At 42.6% G+C, this 17,696-nt stretch carries 24 protein-coding genes; 5 read left to right on the top strand and 19 right to left on the bottom strand.

All coding sequences use genetic code 11. From position 1 onward, the window contains the following. Positions 1 to 81: 81 nt before the first annotated feature. Genes AC50Y5_RS09190 through AC50Y5_RS09175 form a run of 4 tightly spaced genes read right to left on the bottom strand, consistent with a single transcriptional unit; the run spans position 82 to position 1,562 of the window. Complete coding sequence (locus AC50Y5_RS09190) at positions 82 to 453, bottom strand: dipeptidyl aminopeptidase (RefSeq protein WP_494860042.1); 372 nt, start codon at positions 451 to 453, stop codon at positions 82 to 84. Between the two features lie 15 nt (positions 454 to 468). After that, positions 469 to 591: a hypothetical protein gene (locus tag AC50Y5_RS09185; RefSeq protein WP_494860040.1), complete on the bottom strand. Its 123-nt coding sequence runs from the start codon at positions 589 to 591 to the stop codon at positions 469 to 471. Next, on the bottom strand, positions 569 to 1,072 hold the full coding sequence (locus AC50Y5_RS09180) for an accessory gene regulator B family protein (RefSeq protein WP_494860038.1): 504 nt from the start codon (positions 1,070 to 1,072) through the stop codon (positions 569 to 571). Before AC50Y5_RS09180 ends, AC50Y5_RS09185 begins: the two co-directional genes overlap by 23 nt. Beyond that, positions 1,065 to 1,562 carry a hypothetical protein gene (locus AC50Y5_RS09175; RefSeq protein ID WP_494860036.1) on the bottom strand — a complete coding sequence of 166 codons (498 nt, stop codon included), beginning with the start codon at positions 1,560 to 1,562 and terminating at the stop codon, positions 1,065 to 1,067. Before AC50Y5_RS09175 ends, AC50Y5_RS09180 begins: the two co-directional genes overlap by 8 nt. 357 nt (positions 1,563 to 1,919) lie before the next feature. Here AC50Y5_RS09175 and AC50Y5_RS09170 point away from each other — a divergent pair, with 357 nt between their 5' ends. Beyond that, on the top strand, positions 1,920 to 2,795 hold the full coding sequence (locus AC50Y5_RS09170; RefSeq protein ID WP_494860034.1) for an ATP-dependent DNA ligase: 876 nt from the start codon (positions 1,920 to 1,922) through the stop codon (positions 2,793 to 2,795). Positions 2,796 to 2,972: 177 nt separating this feature from the next. Here AC50Y5_RS09170 and AC50Y5_RS09165 read toward each other — a convergent pair whose 3' ends face one another. Then, positions 2,973 to 3,653 carry an SOS response-associated peptidase gene (locus AC50Y5_RS09165; RefSeq protein ID WP_494860032.1) on the bottom strand — a complete coding sequence of 227 codons (681 nt, stop codon included), beginning with the start codon at positions 3,651 to 3,653 and terminating at the stop codon, positions 2,973 to 2,975. Positions 3,654 to 3,818: 165 nt separating this feature from the next. Beyond that, positions 3,819 to 4,484 carry a hypothetical protein gene (locus AC50Y5_RS09160; protein ID WP_494860028.1) on the bottom strand — a complete coding sequence of 222 codons (666 nt, stop codon included), beginning with the start codon at positions 4,482 to 4,484 and terminating at the stop codon, positions 3,819 to 3,821. 302 nt (positions 4,485 to 4,786) lie between these two features. On the opposite strand from AC50Y5_RS09160, the gene AC50Y5_RS09155 reads away from it, so the two are divergent. The 3 genes from AC50Y5_RS09155 (at position 4,787) to AC50Y5_RS09145 (ending at position 6,903) form a co-directional block, all read left to right on the top strand. Further along, the gene (locus AC50Y5_RS09155) at positions 4,787 to 5,683 is read left to right on the top strand and encodes an excalibur calcium-binding domain-containing protein (RefSeq protein WP_494860023.1); all 897 of its coding nucleotides are present in this window, start codon (positions 4,787 to 4,789) and stop codon (positions 5,681 to 5,683) included. A gap of 59 nt (positions 5,684 to 5,742) precedes the next feature. After that, positions 5,743 to 6,642 carry a hypothetical protein gene (locus tag AC50Y5_RS09150; RefSeq protein WP_494860020.1) on the top strand — a complete coding sequence of 300 codons (900 nt, stop codon included), beginning with the start codon at positions 5,743 to 5,745 and terminating at the stop codon, positions 6,640 to 6,642. A 150-nt stretch (positions 6,643 to 6,792) separates the two neighbouring features. After that, a complete protein-coding gene (locus AC50Y5_RS09145; protein WP_494860017.1) occupies positions 6,793 to 6,903 on the top strand; it encodes an excalibur calcium-binding domain-containing protein in 111 nt (36 codons plus the stop codon). A gap of 88 nt (positions 6,904 to 6,991) precedes the next feature. Here AC50Y5_RS09145 and AC50Y5_RS09140 read toward each other — a convergent pair whose 3' ends face one another. The 4 genes from AC50Y5_RS09140 to AC50Y5_RS09125 all read right to left on the bottom strand — a co-directional run bounded on the left by AC50Y5_RS09140 (position 6,992) and on the right by AC50Y5_RS09125 (position 9,442). After that, positions 6,992 to 7,873, bottom strand: a complete 882-nt coding sequence (locus tag AC50Y5_RS09140; RefSeq protein ID WP_494860015.1) for a hypothetical protein — start codon at positions 7,871 to 7,873, stop codon at positions 6,992 to 6,994. Between the two features lie 69 nt (positions 7,874 to 7,942). After that, entirely contained in the window at positions 7,943 to 8,113 is a 171-nt protein-coding gene (locus AC50Y5_RS09135; RefSeq protein WP_494860013.1) for an ATPase, read from the bottom strand. A gap of 125 nt (positions 8,114 to 8,238) precedes the next feature. Beyond that, positions 8,239 to 8,964 (bottom strand): C39 family peptidase, encoded by a 726-nt coding sequence (locus AC50Y5_RS09130; RefSeq protein WP_494860011.1) that lies wholly within the window; start codon positions 8,962 to 8,964, stop codon positions 8,239 to 8,241. Then, entirely contained in the window at positions 8,954 to 9,442 is a 489-nt protein-coding gene (locus tag AC50Y5_RS09125) for a phage holin family protein (protein WP_494860009.1), read from the bottom strand. The genes AC50Y5_RS09130 and AC50Y5_RS09125 overlap by 11 nt, the downstream gene beginning before the upstream one ends. Positions 9,443 to 9,612: 170 nt before the next feature. Between AC50Y5_RS09125 and AC50Y5_RS09120 the strand changes: the two genes are divergently transcribed. Continuing rightward, positions 9,613 to 9,720 (top strand): putative holin-like toxin, encoded by a 108-nt coding sequence (locus AC50Y5_RS09120; RefSeq protein WP_494860007.1) that lies wholly within the window; start codon positions 9,613 to 9,615, stop codon positions 9,718 to 9,720. Between the two features lie 180 nt (positions 9,721 to 9,900). Here AC50Y5_RS09120 and AC50Y5_RS09115 read toward each other — a convergent pair whose 3' ends face one another. The 9 genes from AC50Y5_RS09115 to AC50Y5_RS09075 all read right to left on the bottom strand — a co-directional run bounded on the left by AC50Y5_RS09115 (position 9,901) and on the right by AC50Y5_RS09075 (position 17,693). Then, positions 9,901 to 11,277, bottom strand: a complete 1,377-nt coding sequence (locus AC50Y5_RS09115) for a polysaccharide deacetylase family protein (RefSeq protein WP_494860005.1) — start codon at positions 11,275 to 11,277, stop codon at positions 9,901 to 9,903. Continuing rightward, positions 11,277 to 11,705 carry a hypothetical protein gene (locus tag AC50Y5_RS09110; protein WP_494860004.1) on the bottom strand — a complete coding sequence of 143 codons (429 nt, stop codon included), beginning with the start codon at positions 11,703 to 11,705 and terminating at the stop codon, positions 11,277 to 11,279. Before AC50Y5_RS09110 ends, AC50Y5_RS09115 begins: the two co-directional genes overlap by 1 nt. Continuing rightward, a complete protein-coding gene (locus AC50Y5_RS09105) occupies positions 11,695 to 11,910 on the bottom strand; it encodes a hypothetical protein (protein ID WP_494860002.1) in 216 nt (71 codons plus the stop codon). The genes AC50Y5_RS09110 and AC50Y5_RS09105 overlap by 11 nt, the downstream gene beginning before the upstream one ends. 47 nt (positions 11,911 to 11,957) lie before the next feature. Beyond that, positions 11,958 to 12,716: a phage antirepressor KilAC domain-containing protein gene (locus AC50Y5_RS09100; RefSeq protein ID WP_494860000.1), complete on the bottom strand. Its 759-nt coding sequence runs from the start codon at positions 12,714 to 12,716 to the stop codon at positions 11,958 to 11,960. Between the two features lie 87 nt (positions 12,717 to 12,803). After that, positions 12,804 to 13,316: a hypothetical protein gene (locus AC50Y5_RS09095; protein ID WP_494859998.1), complete on the bottom strand. Its 513-nt coding sequence runs from the start codon at positions 13,314 to 13,316 to the stop codon at positions 12,804 to 12,806. Positions 13,317 to 13,365: 49 nt separating this feature from the next. After that, the gene (locus tag AC50Y5_RS09090) at positions 13,366 to 15,492 is read right to left on the bottom strand and encodes a phage tail spike protein (protein ID WP_494859997.1); all 2,127 of its coding nucleotides are present in this window, start codon (positions 15,490 to 15,492) and stop codon (positions 13,366 to 13,368) included. Beyond that, entirely contained in the window at positions 15,476 to 15,601 is a 126-nt protein-coding gene (locus AC50Y5_RS09085) for a hypothetical protein (RefSeq protein ID WP_494859995.1), read from the bottom strand. The genes AC50Y5_RS09090 and AC50Y5_RS09085 overlap by 17 nt, the downstream gene beginning before the upstream one ends. 3 nt (positions 15,602 to 15,604) lie before the next feature. Then, positions 15,605 to 15,931, bottom strand: coding sequence for a hypothetical protein (locus AC50Y5_RS09080; RefSeq protein WP_494859993.1), 327 nt, complete (start codon positions 15,929 to 15,931; stop codon positions 15,605 to 15,607). A gap of 10 nt (positions 15,932 to 15,941) precedes the next feature. Further along, complete coding sequence (locus tag AC50Y5_RS09075) at positions 15,942 to 17,693, bottom strand: hypothetical protein (RefSeq protein WP_494859991.1); 1,752 nt, start codon at positions 17,691 to 17,693, stop codon at positions 15,942 to 15,944. Between the last annotated feature and the right edge of the window lie 3 nt (positions 17,694 to 17,696).

Here is a 17,696-nt window from a genome sequence, read left to right as displayed (position 1 = left end):
GTCAAGGAATATCTTGACTTTTATACATTACGATTGTATAATTTTCGATCAAAAAAAGACCGACCCCCGAATTACCGAGAATCAGTCCTTTTTGATTAGGTGCTCCACTAAATACAGCTTACGTCCAATTACATTAGCTGTTACTCCACCATCGAAAAAGGCGGTGTTACCAAATCTTTCAACCTTCACATATTTAATGTGGCTAACGTTTACCAAAATGTTGCTATCCAACGCTTTAAAACCCAGCGGCATGAAAATTTGCTTACAGGCGTCCAACGTTAAAATTACAGTATAGGCTCCTTTTACAGTATGGAACCGTGGTACAGCATAATTTTTTTTTGGCTTAAACACATCGATCAATTGTATATCGCTGATCTTGAAAGTATCGAATTGATCGCCCTGCCGTTCTTCCTCATCAGCCCAAACCCGTTGTCCTAAAATCTCCGTTGTCATGTCCATGGGCTCACACTACTTCAGTTCCTTAGGTACCGGCTGGCTTCCGATAAAAATTTTGAAATTTGCTTCCTTAGCCGACTTTTTCGCTTCTTTTGAAAGGATATTTGAAAGCTTACGAGCTAGTTTCTGTTTCATTTCCAACACCCCCGTTCTTTTCTTGGATGAATACCAGAAGCATTTGCGCTAGAAATGCGAGCGCAATTACATCAGATTGGATAAATATATTTGACAATACGAGCAGCAAAGGAATACCGCTCCCCTTCCGAAAAATCAGCACTATGATTGCACTTAACAAAGTTAATACTACCACGCGGGAATCACTCAGAACAATATGAGGAATGACAACCAGTACAATTGTCGAGACTACAAAGCATTTAGTCAATGACGAGAAATGAAAACCTCCTGTAAGATGCCTCAATACACAAAAAACGATCATTCCCAGTAGCGTCCCGAGAAATGCGCCTGTTGCCCATCCTACGCTTAAGGTAACGAGAGTTATTAATGTGGGGTTAATCCAATAACCCAACTGGTAGGCCATTACATTGACTGATACGTCGCCCTGTGGATCAGCTCTCTTTATCGACAATGCTATTTGTGTGGAGATGTATTCAATCATTATCATCCTCCCGCTCTCTCCTGCTGGCTAAATAATATAGTACAAGCAACGACAACAACAATAACGGATAAATAAACATTACCACATTGAAATGAACGGTTATGTATAATGCAGCGGTAATAACGATAGCAAGGGCAGTGGTAGAAACGATAATTAGCCTACTTGTGCCACTGAAACGTTCCCTGATGCTAAAATCATGCGGCGGAATAACGACGAATCCAAATCCGAGATTAAACAGTTTAAGTGTGCCTCCAATAATCAATGCTGCACTATCAGTTAACATTTGTATGATCGCTACCTCTGATCCTCCGGTACGAGCTGCAACTGATTCGCTTACTCCGAATAATGTAACGGTGTAATACACTGGTAATTGCACCGCTACAAAAACGCCGAAACCCGCTGCTACCATCAGTGCTGCATAAAATAATTTAAGCTTTAGTAGGTAACGGCTGAATATCAAGAAAATAACAATTTGCGCCACCATGTCCAATACAGGCGTCAGCTCTAAAACAACTCTAAATAAATAAGATGAGCAGGAACTAAAAGCGCATAACAACGCGATTATATATTTGTGATCCCATAGACTCTGCCTAAAAATTTTAAACATGAGAACAACGACAGCGAGAGCATCAAACATACTTAAAATCAGAAAATTAATAGTGTCCAGGTCGCCACCGTCTTTATATGTATTTTAAAAAACGCAAATATATTTACAATTTCATCATTGCATGACTTCAACTCTGTTGGCAAGACAGAATTTTACGATAAATGAATAATAAGTCCTATAAGGCTAAATGAATATCTTTCCAAAAAAAGCGCACCTTAATTTTAAAAAAGGAGCGTGAACATGATGCAGCTTCCTACCGTGCCCATGGCCCCCATCACATCGTCGGACATACCCACGGGGCCTGAATGGGGCTATCAAATCAAATGGGACGGCGTCCGCACGCTTGTAAGGCTTGATGGTAAGGGTGGGGTAGAGATATTCTCGCGCCGACTAGAGCCTAAAGACGCCCGCTTCCCTGAAATTGGTGAGCTGCTTCGCACTCTACGAATCGGCCCGTGCATGCTTGACGGCGAGATTGTCTATTTTGACGGTTCCCGCCCGAACTTTAGCCGGGTGCTGACCGCCGTCAATAAAAAGCAATTTGACGAATCCCTCATGTTCGTTGCCTTTGACATGTTATACCACGAAGGCAAGGACATTCGGCAGCTCCCCTTTTCTGAACGCTACAATCGCCTTGCTAACTCCCTGCCTAAGGGCAACCCCCGCCTGCTAGTCTCAGACCTACTTTCGGACGGTCCAGCTCTCTGGGATTGGTTAAATGGTCGGGAATGGGAAGGAATAATAAGTAAGCAGCTTAGCAGTCCCTATGTGGAAGGGAAGCGCCATAAGGGATATTGGTTAAAAAAGCGTAAAGAAGTGCGTTTAGTCGCGGATGTGGTAGGGATTAAGCTTAAAGATGGTTCCGTATCTAGCCTAGTATTGCGCTATGAGAATCGTTATATAGGTCATGTATCGGGCTTGGACAATGCTTCAAAAGTCGTACTGGAGCAGTTTCTGAAAGAGCATCCTGGGAGCAATCCTTTCTCCGAAGCGAAGAAATGGTACGATGTAGCTTGGTTGGCCGTACCCTTCCCCTGCAGAGTAACAGCACTTGAGTTTAACGATAACGGTTTATTGAGACAACCTAAATTATTAGGATTCGGAGCTGGAGAATGAAAAAAGGTAATAAGGTCAAGCCATGTGGATTCTCAAGCCGATATAGGCCCGGTATTGTGAAGTCTATCAAAGCAAACAAAGCTGTTGTTACGTGGACATTGGGTAGTGGCTGGGAGCATACTGTAGAGCATGAAGTAAACGATCTTGAAGAAATATAAAAGCCCGCCGATGCGGGCGTTACTTAGAATTTAGTGGTACTTCTTCAATTAAAGCTGCGTCGGGGTTTCTAACATTTCCGACATCCCTAGAAACAGGATATTTAATCATTAACTCTGCTGGGTAAGGCTTAAGATAATTAAGGACATCACCAGTGTCCTCCAAGTCGTGATTTATCCATTCGGCAGCAGCGTCTCCAGTTAAAATTACCGGCATGCGGTTATGTACATCCGATACTAGTCGATTAGGTGTCGTCGTTATTATCGTGCAGCTTTGTACCTCTTCGCCATCTGCATTGCGCCAGGTATCATACAAGCCCGCAAAGGCAAAGACGGATTTGGATTTTAGCTGAAACCTAAAAGGCTGCTTACCTCCCTCTTCTTGGCGCCACTCGTAAAATCCATCACTAGGAATCAAAATTCTGTTACGTTTCAATAAGTGCCTGAAAGCAGGCTTCTTTTCTATACCTTCTGCCCGTGCATTTATCGTTTTATATGCGATCTTCGCATCTTTGCTCCAAAACGGTATGAGCCCCCACTTAAATCCTTCCATTACTCGTTGTCCATTTTTGTTTATGACTCCTGGCACCATTTGTGTTGGAGCTACATTGTAACGTTTCATGTATTCGTAATTCGTTTTCCCAACAGAAAAAACTTCGACCACTTCTTCAAAACTTGACGTAATTGTAAAACGACCGCACATTGTACATCCCTCCTAACATTAGGATTTCCTTTCATAAGCAATTTAGACTTGTGAATGCAAAAAGCTCCGCCAACTCTATAGGTTGGCAGAGCTTTTTCTGCTTAATATACTCATTGCTAATTATGCATGTGTAAATCCTCGGATATTCGTTATAATACTACGATGTTAATTTGACACCTTAATATTTTCCTTGCCGAATGTATCTGAAAATCTACTTTCCAATTGATTATATAGCGTGTTCATAGATGATTTTGCAAGCAATATTTGTTTATGCGCAGATTGTGTATCAGCAGATAGTAAATAAGTCTTAGCTGTATCTATATATCCTGCTATTTTTTGGAATGATTTACTTTCTGCTGCCCCTATATTTTCAAGTGTGCCTACCCAGCCATATAATCCGTCAACATCTATTCTTTTGACTTGAGACATTGAAAGATTAAATTGATCTTTGGTTGTCGATGAATTTAATAAGCTAATAGAGAGACTGGATAATTCAATTTGATCCATGAATATAATAAAAGCCCTATGAGACTGCATTACTCTATTCAATTCAATATATTCACTTTCAGACACACTACTATCAATTGAAACTGTTTTTGTTTTAACATCTATAGAGTAATCCACCCCAGCATCTTCTAACATATCAACAGGGACCATAATATTTCCATTGAGGCTAATAGCAGGGGCATTTGTTGCTTTTATCGTCTTCCCATCAACAATAATCTTAAAAATATCATAACCCTTATATTTCCCCCATCCGGATGCCGCACTGACGATCCCAGTTAAACCCAACATAATAGCTAATGATAATAAAAGCACCTTCTTTTTCATTTTGACACTCTCCCTTTGTTTATATATCTATATTACCGGATCAAAAATATTCATTTTCGAAGACCGTTAATTAGCTACAATAAATTGATTAATGAGGATACTTAAAACGTTTACCTTTATTTATATTAATCAATCCATACTTCTTATTTTCATCACGCAAAACATTATATCATTATTAATCAGGAAATTATACCCACTGAAAAGACACATATTCTTCAACTTCCCTCCTATTCCACATATCGCCAAATCACGACACATATAGTAGAATAGTCTCATATAAACAGAATGGGGATGTATACAGTATGGTGTTGTGGGGTTTACTATCATTTTTCAGTTTTGCAGGGGTTTTTGTATTCATTATTCTCGGAATCGTTGCCGCGATTAACAAAAAAAAGGCAAAGAAGCTTTTTATATTTTCGGCAGCCAGTTTCATATTATCCATTGCATTCGGTATAGCTGCTGCTGAAACAGTAACTCCTGTAACCGCTGAGCTAAAACCATCAGAGTCTCCAGTAGAAGCAGTAGAAGTAAAATCAATCCCTACAGCTAGTATTTCTCCTACTGCTACGCCAAGCCCTACTCCTTCAATAGCAACAGCTTCAAATGATGTTTATGACGTTAAGATTACTTTCCCGTCATCTAAGTATCCTGAAACCGCTAATCATATCGTTGATGCTATCAGTAAGGGCAAGTCGGCAATTTGTACGATTGACCGATCCGGAGCTGAGGCTAACCGGGATGCATCCCTGCAGGGTGTGCCGACCAAAAAGGGTTTTGATCGGGATGAGTGGCCGATGGCCATGTGCAAAGAAGGCGGAGATGGAGCTGATATAGCTTATGTTACTCCCTCCGACAATCGTGGGGCTGGATCATGGGTAGGCAACAAGTTGGAAGACTATCAAGACGGCACAAAGGTACTGTTTGAAGTGACTAGATCTGAGGTAACCAAAACGGCCCCTGAATCAAGCGAGCCTACTGCCACTCCTAAGCCAACTGTAAAACCTTCACCTAAGCCAACGGTTAAGCCCACCTCAACTCCCAAGCCAACTAAAGAGCCTAAGACTGAGCCTACCGTTGTTGCTGTGTATTACAAGAACTGTACGGCCGTTAGAGCTGCTGGAGCTGATCCTATTTATAGAGGAGATCCAGGTTATAGTAGCAAGCTTGATCGTGATGGTGATGGCGTAGCATGTGAATAATGTGTATATAAGAAGGAATATTCACTATTGGATGGCGATATTAAGGAGGAGTTTGAAAAGTGTTTAAGGGTATCGAGAAAAAGGATCTTACTTATTGGATCTTGATGATGTTTATGATTGTAATATTTTTAACTGTAATTTATTTCGCGACAGATACCGACTTAGTCTCCTACTTTGGTTTTGCTGGCACTCTCATAGGGATCATCTTAGCAATTGTCGCGTTGATTTATTCTTTTTCTCAATCAATCACATTCGGTAGTGCAAACTCGAAACTCGAAGATGCCTCTACTAAAATTGAAGACTTTGCGAATAATTTAAGCAAGCTTGATAAGTTAGATAGAATTTCTGGAGACATCGAAGAGTCTATTTCATATTTAAATGAAAACACCCAAAATGCCATTTATGATATTAATACAGCTGTGAATAATATGGCTTCCGCTTTGTCTAAAGATTTTCAGCAACACACTGAACACATCAGTCAAACCCTAAAGGAGGAGATTAATAATTTAAGTACAAATAATTACTCAAATATATCAGATTATGAAGGTCACCAACTTGGAGAAAATGAGGGTTTATTTTTGTACAGGCTATTATCTACCCTTCCTATATTTGTCTCCATTTCAATGTATATTCTTGTAAAATCGCATGAAAAAGATGAAGTAATTAATCTTGGAGACATAGTTGAATGGGCATTTTTAAATGACATAGCGCTATTTGGACCTAGATCAGATGAAGTTGCTTACCAAAACATATTACATGAACGCAATATTAGTTGCTTACTCTCATTTTATAATTATTTCAGGATGTATGACTGGATAAACTTGTCCGGTCACATAGAAGAATTAAGAGTCAGTGATGTTAACAATACTTTTAAAAATGCTGTTATACAATGTTATAATAATGTCTATGATAGAGGTGGGCTAACATTTGAGCATAACTTCAATAATTACTTTGATTAGTTACAAGAATAAGCCCTTGAGTTAGAGCTCAAGGGCTTATTCTTTACTTACGAGATAAAATGATGGTATTAAGCCAAGTCAATTCAGACAGCGTCAACGTTCCTTTTGTTACTTCTTCAATCCACGACTTATCTGTGATTGTTTTTTGTCATGCAACAACTGCACCGTTGTATGAGCTGCAGGAGACCCCCGCTGCATAAGGGCGGCCCGGGTTATAGCAGCAAGATGGATAGAGACGGCGACGGTGTAGCGTGTGAATAGAGAAAAGCCCCGGCCAAATGGCTAGGGCTTTTCTTGTTAAAACTTCAAAAATTAAACACTAGATGGTATAATATATTCCAACAAGTAATTAATTAATATCAGCTATCAAACTGAATGCTCTCAGTTCTGTTCGACGTTGAAAGATTGACCTGCTAATTTCAGCAATAGCAGTAATAGGCTGGGTATGAAGATCAACACCATCAACGCGGAATCTTCTAGAATCCGTTCGAGACATTGCTGTAGAAACTTCATCGTCATTCCAATAATTCAACTCGACTATTTCTTTAAGTGGAAGTTGTATTAATGACATTGCGATAGGAGATTGACGCAGATCTCCATCCCCACTACGACCAGGAGCTTTTAGAATAATTTCATGCATACCACTTGTATCAGAATTCCATCCCTCAACCCAATTTGCATTTAAATCTTCATTTTCGGTTACAAAGATTTCAGTTTCTTCACCAAGTAGTCTGCCTTGAGGAAACAGTTTAACTCGTAAATAAGAAATTCTGTAATCATTAAACACTTCAAGAAAATCATCATCATTTGTTTCCCGATAAGTATCTACATAATCAAATTCAGCATTATAAATATCTTCGAACCCTCGTTTTATTGTTGTAAACAAGCGCGTTCGTGTTTGGTGTTTATCCAAATTATTTGCTGGGTAGTCACGATTTTGAAGCAAAAGTCGCTTCTCTTGAAGATCAAATGCAAAAAAAGTATGCAGATAAGGATCCACATCTGGAACAAAGCTTGTTTTATCATCATCAACAGAATTAATATTAGGCAAATATTCTTCACTAATACATCCAGTAATGATATTTTCATCCAAATCTATTTCTTGTGTTATACAATACTGCAGACCATGTTCCCCTCTGCTTTTATCTAATCCTCTTAAATAATCAAATAATTGCTGACTGCGGGTCACCAATTCACCAGCATAGGTAACCTGATACACCTTAAAGTCCAATGACCTAACCTCCTTTGTCGAAAATTAGGTCAATTATACCTTTATTTATACAATTTGTCACTTTTTAAATTAAATAACACTTACATCGTCTGCATCTATCCAAACATCATATCCTTCATTAGTCTTAATTCTAATATCGACGTCGGTTCGATCACTTTTGATTTCAATAATTGTCCCAATTTTTCCGTATAGATGTAGGTTATTTGTAGATATTACTTCAACACGATCGTTAATTGCCATTTTGATTCCTCCTTTAAATTTTACCTCAGTTTTATTATTCGACATCTTTGTTCCCACTCCTTCCATACCTATACAAATTACCTAATATATATTATGTCCATTTATCTTTTGTATGATTACACAGCCTATTGCTCTTTTTGTCCGCTGGCTTTCCGCAGCACGTTTGCGAGCCGATTGGCCTCCGTCTTTCTAAATGTATCCCCTTTAGCATGAGCTGCCGCCCACTCAGCTTTCAGAAATGTAATGATCGCATTTGCGTCTTCTACCTTCATCTCTAACACACTCTCCTCTATTTTCTTCGTGAACACCCAATATTGTCTTGCCTCAGCCTTAAACACCGACTCCTTAGCAGATACCTTGCCATCGTTTCGGATACCCTGATCCACAAGCCCGTCAGAGCCATATTTAGTGTTGTCATGGTTAGGGTCCAAAACATCTATCCACGTCACACCGTTTTTCTTGACGGCTCCGACCAGCAGGATATAATGTCCCCCGCCAGTAAAGTGCCCTGGACGCATGGACGCAACAACAAGCGCCCCCTCAGCGAGTGCCGTCTTAACAACTTCCAAACTTGATGTTTGCTTGCACTCTACCCCATAGGTCTTAGCGATAGCGTCAAAGTATGACCACGCTGTTCCGTCATTATACGTTCGATACCCGTTACTAACCGCATATGCAGCTGCAGTAGTCGGCAACAATTCCTTGCCTGTGAGCGAGCTGATCGCCATTGCAGCGCTAGTTGGTCCGCATGCTGATGTACCTATGGTTTGTTTCTTGTCTCCATGATTTGAATACATGACGTTCTTCCAGCGGCTATCTTCTTGGCTATAATAAACAAGATTACTGCTCATCTGTACCGCTTCCTTCCTTTGTAGCTCCGCGCTGTGAAGCTCTGTTTGATTTTGCCTTTAGCTCACTTTCAATCTGGCTAAGAACAGCTTTAGGAATCCACTTTTCCCAACCCGCCCGATAAGCGTTGGCGGTCAAGGACTGCCATGTGTGATAGATAATGCCGAGCGTAATCGCATAAAACAACAAGCCTGGAACACCCATCATAGTATCAAGCAGGTTCGCCAGTACCGGCAGCGCCAATAAAAAAAGCGTCCGGAGCACACCCCGACGCCCGTATTCAGAAGAATATGTCGCATCCTTTTGAGATGCTGCAATCCCCGTTACCCAATCAAGTATGATTGCTGCAATAAGAACCAATATAGGTGCCAGCCGGTCCGGACCATAAAACAATCCAATCCAAGGGGCCAGAAACGCTCCCACCGCTGCAGCCATTGTCTTACCTGGTGTAACATCTACCGCAAATATCTCTTTAAACATGCTTTATACTCCCTCCAATTTGTGGTCAGGAAACTTTTCCTGAACCAATAAAAATAGCCCCGCCGCAGCGAAGCTTTAAAATGAATATATTGACAGCACAATTTATGCTATACTAAATGGGCAATAGGCTGGCTTAAGGTTTGGTAGGCTACCTCTCTTAGAAGGGAGGGATGCCCATGACCGTGTTTGAATCAATTATGGTAATGCTAACTTTTGGATTACTAATAGTTGCATCTGGCACTTTTGTCGTAATGATACTGTCAAAAAAACGCAATTAGACCGCTACCCCCTGGAAAGGAATACGGTCTAATTGAATAAAATTCAGCTTTAAATCCTACCGCCTTAAAAGCGGCTATTGCGCAGGGAGTCGTGTTACTAGCACGGCTCTCCTTGCATTATACGCTGTTGCTAACTGTATTATAGCACAGCCAAAAGTAAACTCATATCATTACTTTCACTCAAATTTTTACGATGCTCAATTCCCCCCACTCAATACCATTCCCACTGCCCGCAGCCCCGTTTCCACGTCCTAACGCTATCTTTAAAAAGGTTGTGTCAAATGGGAGAGTGAACGGCACTCGCAAGAACGAACCTTGTCCAGGTTGCGCGTAAAACTCGCCCCACAAATTTATATTCGTTGCTCCAGCTTGAATATCCAAAAACAACCCCGATGAACCAGTTAACTGCAGCTTGATTCGTTGTTGCTGTGCAGAGGTAGAACGTACACGACAACGCAACTCGAACGATTCCCCAGCGAATGCAAACAGGTTATTAATCTGACCTACAAGGCTTTTGTCCCCAGTGACGTCATATAAATTGGTTTGCTCAAAACTCGGAACTCCCCATATTGGTGAGGAAGCATGAAAAATCTTATCTCCCCAATAAGAGCTATTCGTGAGTGACCAAAAGCCTGGAGTTTCCGAAGAAACGCCTGCGAAGGTAATCAGATTATCCTTAGCTAAATCTACCCTCACTGTACTATGATCTGCATATAACAAACCGGACAAAGTTAGCATTTCGGCAGTGCCTGCGTCCCTCGCTGCCTTGAGTGCGTCCAGAATGATGATGACGTCACTAAAATACATTTGATTGCTGGAGCCAGCATTCGTGTAGTCGATCTGCTGTGGATGGATTAGGAAGGCCATTGCGAGCTTGTACTTGATGCAAAGCGCAATCTGCGCCAGCGTGTCGTCTCTATGCTGCGCGCTGGTCTTCCCGGGCGGCATAGCTGTGACCGTGTACCGAGCAGCTCCTAAATAATTACCTGTCGGCAGCCTGCGGATGATTGGCCCGATGTACGCCGAATAATGCGCATGATTTTCATATATCATTCGACCGGCTTCGCTGTAAAAATTGCTAATCAGCTTATTCTTGTCCAAATCCTTATACTCGCCAGAAGGTGTGGCTCCAACTTGGATAAATCCTTGGCATTTTAGGCCCCAATATGTTTCCATCGTTTCTTTTGAAAGGACAATCTCGCGGGTTAGGTCATCCCTATTATAAGGTGTGTCATGATTGTAGCCGTGCGCCCAAGGCTCCATTCCCCAGCGATGAGCCCATGTCTTGAATTCGGCAACGGTTACCGTTTTGTTATTGTCATTGCTTGGATTTGTTATAAGGCCCATCGTCCACGGAAAGAAGCGGGAACGCATTTCGGCGAGTATGTTGGTCTTCATGAAATACGTCGAATCGTCAAAGGTAATGGCGAATGCGGCCTTGTCGCCGATCCCGATTGCTCCACCCTTTGAAAGCCCAGCTTGCTCCTTAAGCACCTGCGGCATTACGTTCCCATATTTGATGGCCCTTTCAGCCATTCCCCTAGCTGCCTTGTCCATTATGTAACCGTCCCTTTGACGGTTACATTGCCGCCAGTAATTGCGACCACCTTAATGAAGACTGTGTTTAGTCCTTGTATTCCAAACTCCCACATCTCTCCTGTGACTGGCGTTCCTCCAGTCGTACTAGAAGCAAGTGTATAGTCTGATACCCTGCATGCCATAAGCGCGTATTGGGAGCCACTAGGACCTGTCGCCTTAAATTCGAGAGTCTTGCTTGTGGCGGTGCCCGTAATCTCAATAACAAGCGTTGATTTGTTTCCTACAACCAAAGGAACGCCGTCTCTTGTCGCCGTAGTAGCTTCATGAAACGTGTGTGATTTTGAGCCGCCGCCTGATACAACAACCACTTTTAACTCTCCTGTACTCGTTGTTGCTCCTGTCAGAATTTGCGCAGAAGATAAGAGCCTTTGTTCTTCATCCGCCATTGTCAGCACCTTCTTTTAGTTTCAATTCATCAAGTTGTTTTTCTGCGTCAACTATGGTCTCTCCTAGCCATATTTCTAATTCCTTAAGCACCTGTAGCTGCCCGGGTCCCGCAAACGACGATATAGCAATTACACATTCCTTGATTTCTTCCACTGGCTTATCTACATCGACACTTAGTTCTAGCAACTTTTTGATTTTAGCCAAGTCCATCACCCCTTTCGTCCGACTATACTTACTTTCTATCTAACACTTCACGCTTGTTTCTCTTTTCCGGCTTCCAGCGTCCTTTTGATAAAATCCAACCCTTTCTGGTAAACCAATGTTTTGATGCTGATATGTGTGCTTCCGTCTGGTTTCCCGTACTTTTGTTCGATCACACGAAAATAACCAGCATCCACATAACGTTGGAATGGCTGGTTATTAGGCATAAGTATTTTCTTTTTGCGAAGAATATCGAAGAGATTATTGCGTCCAATACCTGGAACTTTCAACACTTTAGCTGCCGTCCCAATATCAATAGCGTCTTTGCTATCTGCTACTGTATCGAAGAAATCCGCTTTGGGTTGCATAATTGCTACTTGGGCTTCCGCCTGTTTGCGAGCATTCTGTTCTTCTTTTAGTTTCGTTGCTAACTGAATCAGAAAATCAGGACTAGTTAAGGCTTGCTCCAAAGTACTTTCTGTCATGTATGCCCCATGTTTACGAATGGAAGGAAGTACTTCACTGGTGATCCATTTCCTAAAAATCTTTGCTTCTGGTTTGCGACTGTCCAAAATCACATCATACAGACCATCTTCATTAATTAGGGTTGTGTCTTGATTCCGTCCAACCGTATCAGGGATGGGGTGATTAGTAATCACATCATCGGACAGCCTGCGCTTTACTCCGGCAACTTGGTCGAGATCCAAAATGCTGCAAACGTCCTTAAGCACAAACCACGGATCATTATTCAGGATTATTGTGCGTACCTTAGAGCCCTCATAGCTAAATACCTTTTCAATTTGTTCCATCTTCATTTCCCCTATCAATCAAATAGAAATAGCCCCCGAATAAATTCGAGGGCTTTAGATAGTTATATTGTAGGATAGAATTATTTCTTATTTACTGCTGTTTTCTAATTGTTTCTGTAACTCTGCTTTTTCTTTCTCAAGTTCAACAATTCTTGCTTCAGCTGTAGCGATAATACCATTAAGTGTATCTTTATATTCCTGTGTTGGGTTAGTGGAATTTTCTAATGCAAATTTATTTGTTTCAATTCTATTCCTTTCGGTCTCAATCTGGCCATCAATGCGATCAATTCTAGCCTGAATTTCTGTAGAAGTAAGTTCGCTCACGCTCTGCTCCTCCTCAACTTTTGGAGTGTCTAAAATCACCTTTTTATCCTTGAATCCCACTTCAAATCCTGCTGCCTCTCCAATCGAACGAACTGGCGCGTAACTCTTACCATCAACAATGATAGCAGAATCAAGCCTAGCGCCATTAATCAAAATATCTGCTTCACTTTGCACCTTCTTACCAATCAAGCTAATGCCATCGGCAGACACGCTTGCAGTTAGCATAATTGCAGCACCCGCAACTGCACCAATTAACATATAACTAAACTTTTTCATGAGAATACCTCCAATATGTGACAATTTGTCACTATTGTACCATAATCGTTTAAGTTTGTCCGTGATCATGCGACGCAGCTACACTCCATGTCACTGTGCCTCCACCATCAACCATTAGCTTTGTTCCGTTTGCTATACCATGATTATGTCCACCAGCAGAGCCCGTACTATTCCCCTTCGTTGCTTTGTTTGATAATTGTGAAGTTAGAGATTGAACAGCGAATGTTAAGGTGTTCAGCGCTTCTTGAAGAGAATGACTATCGTCTGTATTATAGATATTGCTCCAATTAGATACCCTAACTTTGTAGCCAAGACCGGGAGTTAAGTCGATATTATAGTTTGAACCTAACTTTAAATTACTTGTCACCCCAATAATATTCATTTCATTTAATAAAGAGCTAATATATCCAACAATACTCCCGTTCTGACTTAAATATAATGAAGGATTATCTCCATTTCCCGGGGAAATCTCAATCGAGTTATTTGCACTACCATATGCTCCAAATATATTAGAAGACGTACTTAATTGAACTCTTGGGTATACGCCATTAGCTGCTGTTTGGATTAGAGCTCCTGTTATAGTACCACCAGTAATTCTTCCGCTGGCCGTGATGTCGCCCTCGAAGCTTCCTCCCTTGGCGTGAATCATTCCTGTTATGTCTGCCTGTTTGGCAAATAACTGGCCTGCCATGTTGACGCGAAACGGCGAGCTGGCGAACGTTTGGTGGCCGAGATGAATGCCGTTTTGGTTAGCTTTAAAAACGTTATTGCCTATGCCTATTTCGATTTCTATAAAATTCCCCAGCTTGCCATAAACCTTTTCGGCCACCAGCCCCGCCGATGTAAGGGCAGCGTCTGCCGTTACTCCTCCGTCCCTAGTAATATAGATACCAACGGATGAAGCAACGACTTGATGCAAGGGATTAACCAGGCTTTGCAGTACAATACCGCGCTGGTCGTATATGACCTGTGATTTACTATTATTGATATCTGTAATCGCCTGAGCAGCAAACGACTCAAACGCCGCAGTCCTTACTTTACCGCCGCTCACTATACTTTCCACGAGTTGCTTGGATTTATTGAAATCCGCAAGAATATCATAATCATCTCGCAAATAGAAATTTGCTAGTTTCACGTCAGGCTGTTTATCGCGATTAAATGGATACTCATTGATTTCCATTACACGGGCTTGTATGCCCTTAATTTGCATTTCTTCATCATACAAAAGAACAGTGTCGCCAATATACGCTTGTTCCTCGTCGGGGTCTATTTTGTGTAAATCAGCCACGCTCACACTAACATCAAGCGCTGGAACCTCCTGTACTCTTAACGACTTACGCGTCGCCAGCAGCAGTTCCAGTGGATCTTCGATGTCCTGATCGATGAGTTCGTTATCAAAATATGTGTTTGTGGTATTGCTCCAATAAGCTGCATACGGCGATATCAAGTAATTGACCTTGATGACGCCACCGACGATTGCGCCGGGAACAGCATTGAGGAGCGCATATTCCTCCGATGTGAGATTGGAAGCCGACAGACCAATAAATGTTCGGCCGTCTTTCATTTGCGAAAATAACCTCGTGGTCAAAGCTCGGCTTTTATCATTAAAGTTGATGTTAATGATATTTTTGCGAAGCCGATACTGTAGGCCCCTGTCCGCGCCTACAGTTTTTTTAACGTGTATGACAAAGTTATCCGGCTCGATTTCCGCACCGTATTTATCGACCACATAATTAAGAGCTTCTAGCGTGTTCCCGCGCCCGAAGTCTTTAATGTCCTTCAGGTCAAATCCATTATCGACGACAAAGGTAAATTTGCCGTTCGTCGCTGCCGAGATGCTATTGATCAGCGTGACGATATTAACGCCGTATGCCTCATCGATGTATGAGCTGTACGGGAATTTGAAATCCGACATTTTGAACATGACATGCATGCAGTCAAACTGCACCATGCGCTTTTTGCCGTCACGCTTACGCGACCTGTCATTAATTACATACAGCTGGCCGCGCTCGTCTTTGATGTGTCCCTTCGGCTGCGCCTTGTCATAATCGTCACTGATCATAGGTAGCGAAAAGCTCAGCTCGTAATCCGAATTAAGCCGCCGCTTACGAACAACCTCGATCGCATCGGGCAGTACGCCGATCGGCACAAGATTTTTATCAAGTACCTGAAGCATTGTCTTCACCCGCCGTTAGGGCCGCTCGGTAAGTCTCCGGAATATCTTCCAGAGTTACCCGCTCCATCGCTAATAAAAATCTATACAATCTCAGCTTGCGCTCATCCATCGGTTACACCCCCAATTGCAGGCTCACCAGATCGGCGACAACCTGCTTGAGTTCGGCGAGTTCCTGCTCATATGTCTTCGGCGCTGCTGGCTGCTCTGCAATATCTGCCGCCATTTCTTCAGCTGTCCGTTCGACAGCCCCGCCGTCAACCCATTTAAAACGGAACTGGCCGTTATCATTGGTCAAGCTAGGAAACACTTCGTGAAAGTGTCGTGGTCCATTATCCAATACAAGAATGTCACCCTCTAAAGGCTGTTCAAAAGCTTCAGTAAATCCGTAAACAATTACGCCCGCTTCATTAAGTCTAAAATAGTGATTGTATCCGTCCATGTCGTCCCTCCTATAATTCGGCGTCTGCCGTCCACTGCACACTCAAGAATTGCCCTTCGCTTACTAACGTGTTATTGACCTGTATAATAAAGCCTTTTTCACTTGTCGATATGATAGCTCCAGGAATATTTGTCCCTGCCGAATCATTCCTGATTTTATCGATTGAAATCGCACTAGGATTATAGAGTTGCATTGTGGGAGTAGTCCTTTTTACAACTAAAAATTTGCTTTTGGGGAATGTGTGATACTGAAATGACGATCCGGTAAATAGTAACTCGTAACCCACCTGACCCATGTTGTCTGCTGGCGCTATGGCATAGCTAAAGCTTTTTTCATAATAGCGCTGACACAAAGCTAATTCATCTGCAAAAGACCTCGGCTGGAACGGTAAAGCTGTATCTCCCGCATTAACCTGTAACTCCGCAATTTCTGCGTATCCCGCGCCTCGAAAAGTCTCGGCTACTGTGTCGCCATATGCTGTTGCGCGTGTTGATCCCCACATGGTAGCTAGAGCAAGGACTAACATATCGTCATTATTTGTACCAAACACCTTGCCGGATAGGGTAGCTGTATCAATGGTATGTGTATATTGAGTCCATGAAGTGGTAAGAGCAAAATACTTTCCGGCCAATGAGTCGCCCGCGCTGGGCGAACCGCCTGAACCATAGTTTTGAGATACAGTAATGCCGATCTTTTTGCCCGCAATGTCCGAACGGGCTTTAAAGGATATTGTTATTTTTCTGCCAGTACCACACAGCAGCCTCACCCCATGCTCGATGCGATGCTGTAAATTGTAAACATCTGATACGCCAAACCCGCTACCCGCCCCGCCCCAGGCAATACGATAAGCATAAAAGGCTCCAGGTACTTCTCCCGCTGTGATTTGAGTACGGCTATGCGTCAACGTTGGAAGCGTACCAGTAACAGCTATCCCTACAAGGTATCTGTCAGCCGTATAGCTTGTAGGGTTAGTAAAGCTGATCGCGCGCTGCCAAATATCAAAATTACCATTAATGACGGCTTGCTGATAAACGTTGTATGGCATATTGTCTAAAGATGCCTTATTGACCGCATCATCCGCAGCCGCAGGCGCTGCAACCTTAAATCGACCAGCAGCATCCCTCTTAACAAGAGTCGATGGCGTTGCCGCACTAGTGGCCCCTGCCATCGCCGCCCTGTCCGCTCCAGGCATTAGCCCGCTATTGCCGCCAGCTACGGCATCCGGTATAACATCGTTGCCGCCCGTAACATGGCTTGTGGCATGTGGCCCCGGCGTGGCCGTTCCGGTTGCCGTAATGGTTAATTCGCCGGTAGTCGGATTAGTGGATATTGTAATCCCGGTTCCATTTTTAAATTTTAGCGTCGCTGATTTGCCGTCAGCTGCAATTTGTGATTGTCCATCGGCAGCTACAAATGCAAAGGCGTTTTGATTGACCTCTGCACCTGCCGCTATCCCTGCAAGCTTGTCATGCTCAGCTTGTGTAGTGTGAATGGCGCTGTTTCCCGTGTGAGTGTTTAAGCTGTTTTGTACAACCGTTGCCTTAGCCTGCGCCCCCGCTGGCGTCTCTGCTCCTATTTGGGCAGCCGTCACCTCGTGGGGATTGTTTTTATCTGCCTTATGATTGTTGATACTAGCTTGAGCAGTTGAAACTTTTCCTTCGTTAGCGTTCAACTCTGTCTTAATGTCGTTATAATTTGCGTTGTGTTTGCCCAAGTTGGCCATATCTAGCTCTTTATCAATATTTCTAGGAATGAAAGCCATATT

Source organism: Paenibacillus sp. JT22N7, from assembly GCF_059383875.1.
The sequence above is the reverse complement of the archived record's forward strand: the minus strand, read 5'-3'. Positions and strand labels throughout refer to the sequence as shown.

Bases quoted from the DNA above. Each gene is read 5' to 3' on its own strand.
- AC50Y5_RS09100 (WP_494860000.1), bottom strand. From the start codon at position 12,716: ATGGAACAAATTGAAAAGGTATTTAGCTATGAGGGCTCTAAGGTACGC.
- AC50Y5_RS09130 (WP_494860011.1), bottom strand. From the start codon at position 8,964: ATGAGCAGTAATCTTGTTTATTATAGCCAAGAAGATAGCCGCTGGAAG.
- AC50Y5_RS09170 (WP_494860034.1), top strand. From the start codon at position 1,920: ATGATGCAGCTTCCTACCGTGCCCATGGCCCCCATCACATCGTCGGAC.
- AC50Y5_RS09160 (WP_494860028.1), bottom strand. From the start codon at position 4,484: ATGAAAAAGAAGGTGCTTTTATTATCATTAGCTATTATGTTGGGTTTA.
- AC50Y5_RS09135 (WP_494860013.1), bottom strand. From the start codon at position 8,113: ATGGCAATTAACGATCGTGTTGAAGTAATATCTACAAATAACCTACAT.
- AC50Y5_RS09085 (WP_494859995.1), bottom strand. From the start codon at position 15,601: ATGGATGAGCGCAAGCTGAGATTGTATAGATTTTTATTAGCGATGGAG.
- AC50Y5_RS09165 (WP_494860032.1), bottom strand. From the start codon at position 3,653: ATGTGCGGTCGTTTTACAATTACGTCAAGTTTTGAAGAAGTGGTCGAA.
- AC50Y5_RS09090 (WP_494859997.1), bottom strand. From the start codon at position 15,492: ATGCTTCAGGTACTTGATAAAAATCTTGTGCCGATCGGCGTACTGCCC.
- AC50Y5_RS09120 (WP_494860007.1), top strand. From the start codon at position 9,613: ATGCCCATGACCGTGTTTGAATCAATTATGGTAATGCTAACTTTTGGA.
- AC50Y5_RS09095 (WP_494859998.1), bottom strand. From the start codon at position 13,316: ATGAAAAAGTTTAGTTATATGTTAATTGGTGCAGTTGCGGGTGCTGCA.
- AC50Y5_RS09110 (WP_494860004.1), bottom strand. From the start codon at position 11,705: ATGGCGGATGAAGAACAAAGGCTCTTATCTTCTGCGCAAATTCTGACA.
- AC50Y5_RS09180 (WP_494860038.1), bottom strand. From the start codon at position 1,072: ATGATTGAATACATCTCCACACAAATAGCATTGTCGATAAAGAGAGCT.
- AC50Y5_RS09080 (WP_494859993.1), bottom strand. From the start codon at position 15,931: ATGGACGGATACAATCACTATTTTAGACTTAATGAAGCGGGCGTAATT.
- AC50Y5_RS09115 (WP_494860005.1), bottom strand. From the start codon at position 11,277: ATGGACAAGGCAGCTAGGGGAATGGCTGAAAGGGCCATCAAATATGGG.
- AC50Y5_RS09145 (WP_494860017.1), top strand. From the start codon at position 6,793: ATGCAACAACTGCACCGTTGTATGAGCTGCAGGAGACCCCCGCTGCAT.
- AC50Y5_RS09190 (WP_494860042.1), bottom strand. From the start codon at position 453: ATGACAACGGAGATTTTAGGACAACGGGTTTGGGCTGATGAGGAAGAA.
- AC50Y5_RS09125 (WP_494860009.1), bottom strand. From the start codon at position 9,442: ATGTTTAAAGAGATATTTGCGGTAGATGTTACACCAGGTAAGACAATG.
- AC50Y5_RS09185 (WP_494860040.1), bottom strand. From the start codon at position 591: ATGAAACAGAAACTAGCTCGTAAGCTTTCAAATATCCTTTCAAAAGAA.
- AC50Y5_RS09155 (WP_494860023.1), top strand. From the start codon at position 4,787: ATGGTGTTGTGGGGTTTACTATCATTTTTCAGTTTTGCAGGGGTTTTT.
- AC50Y5_RS09075 (WP_494859991.1), bottom strand. From the start codon at position 17,693: ATGGCTTTCATTCCTAGAAATATTGATAAAGAGCTAGATATGGCCAAC.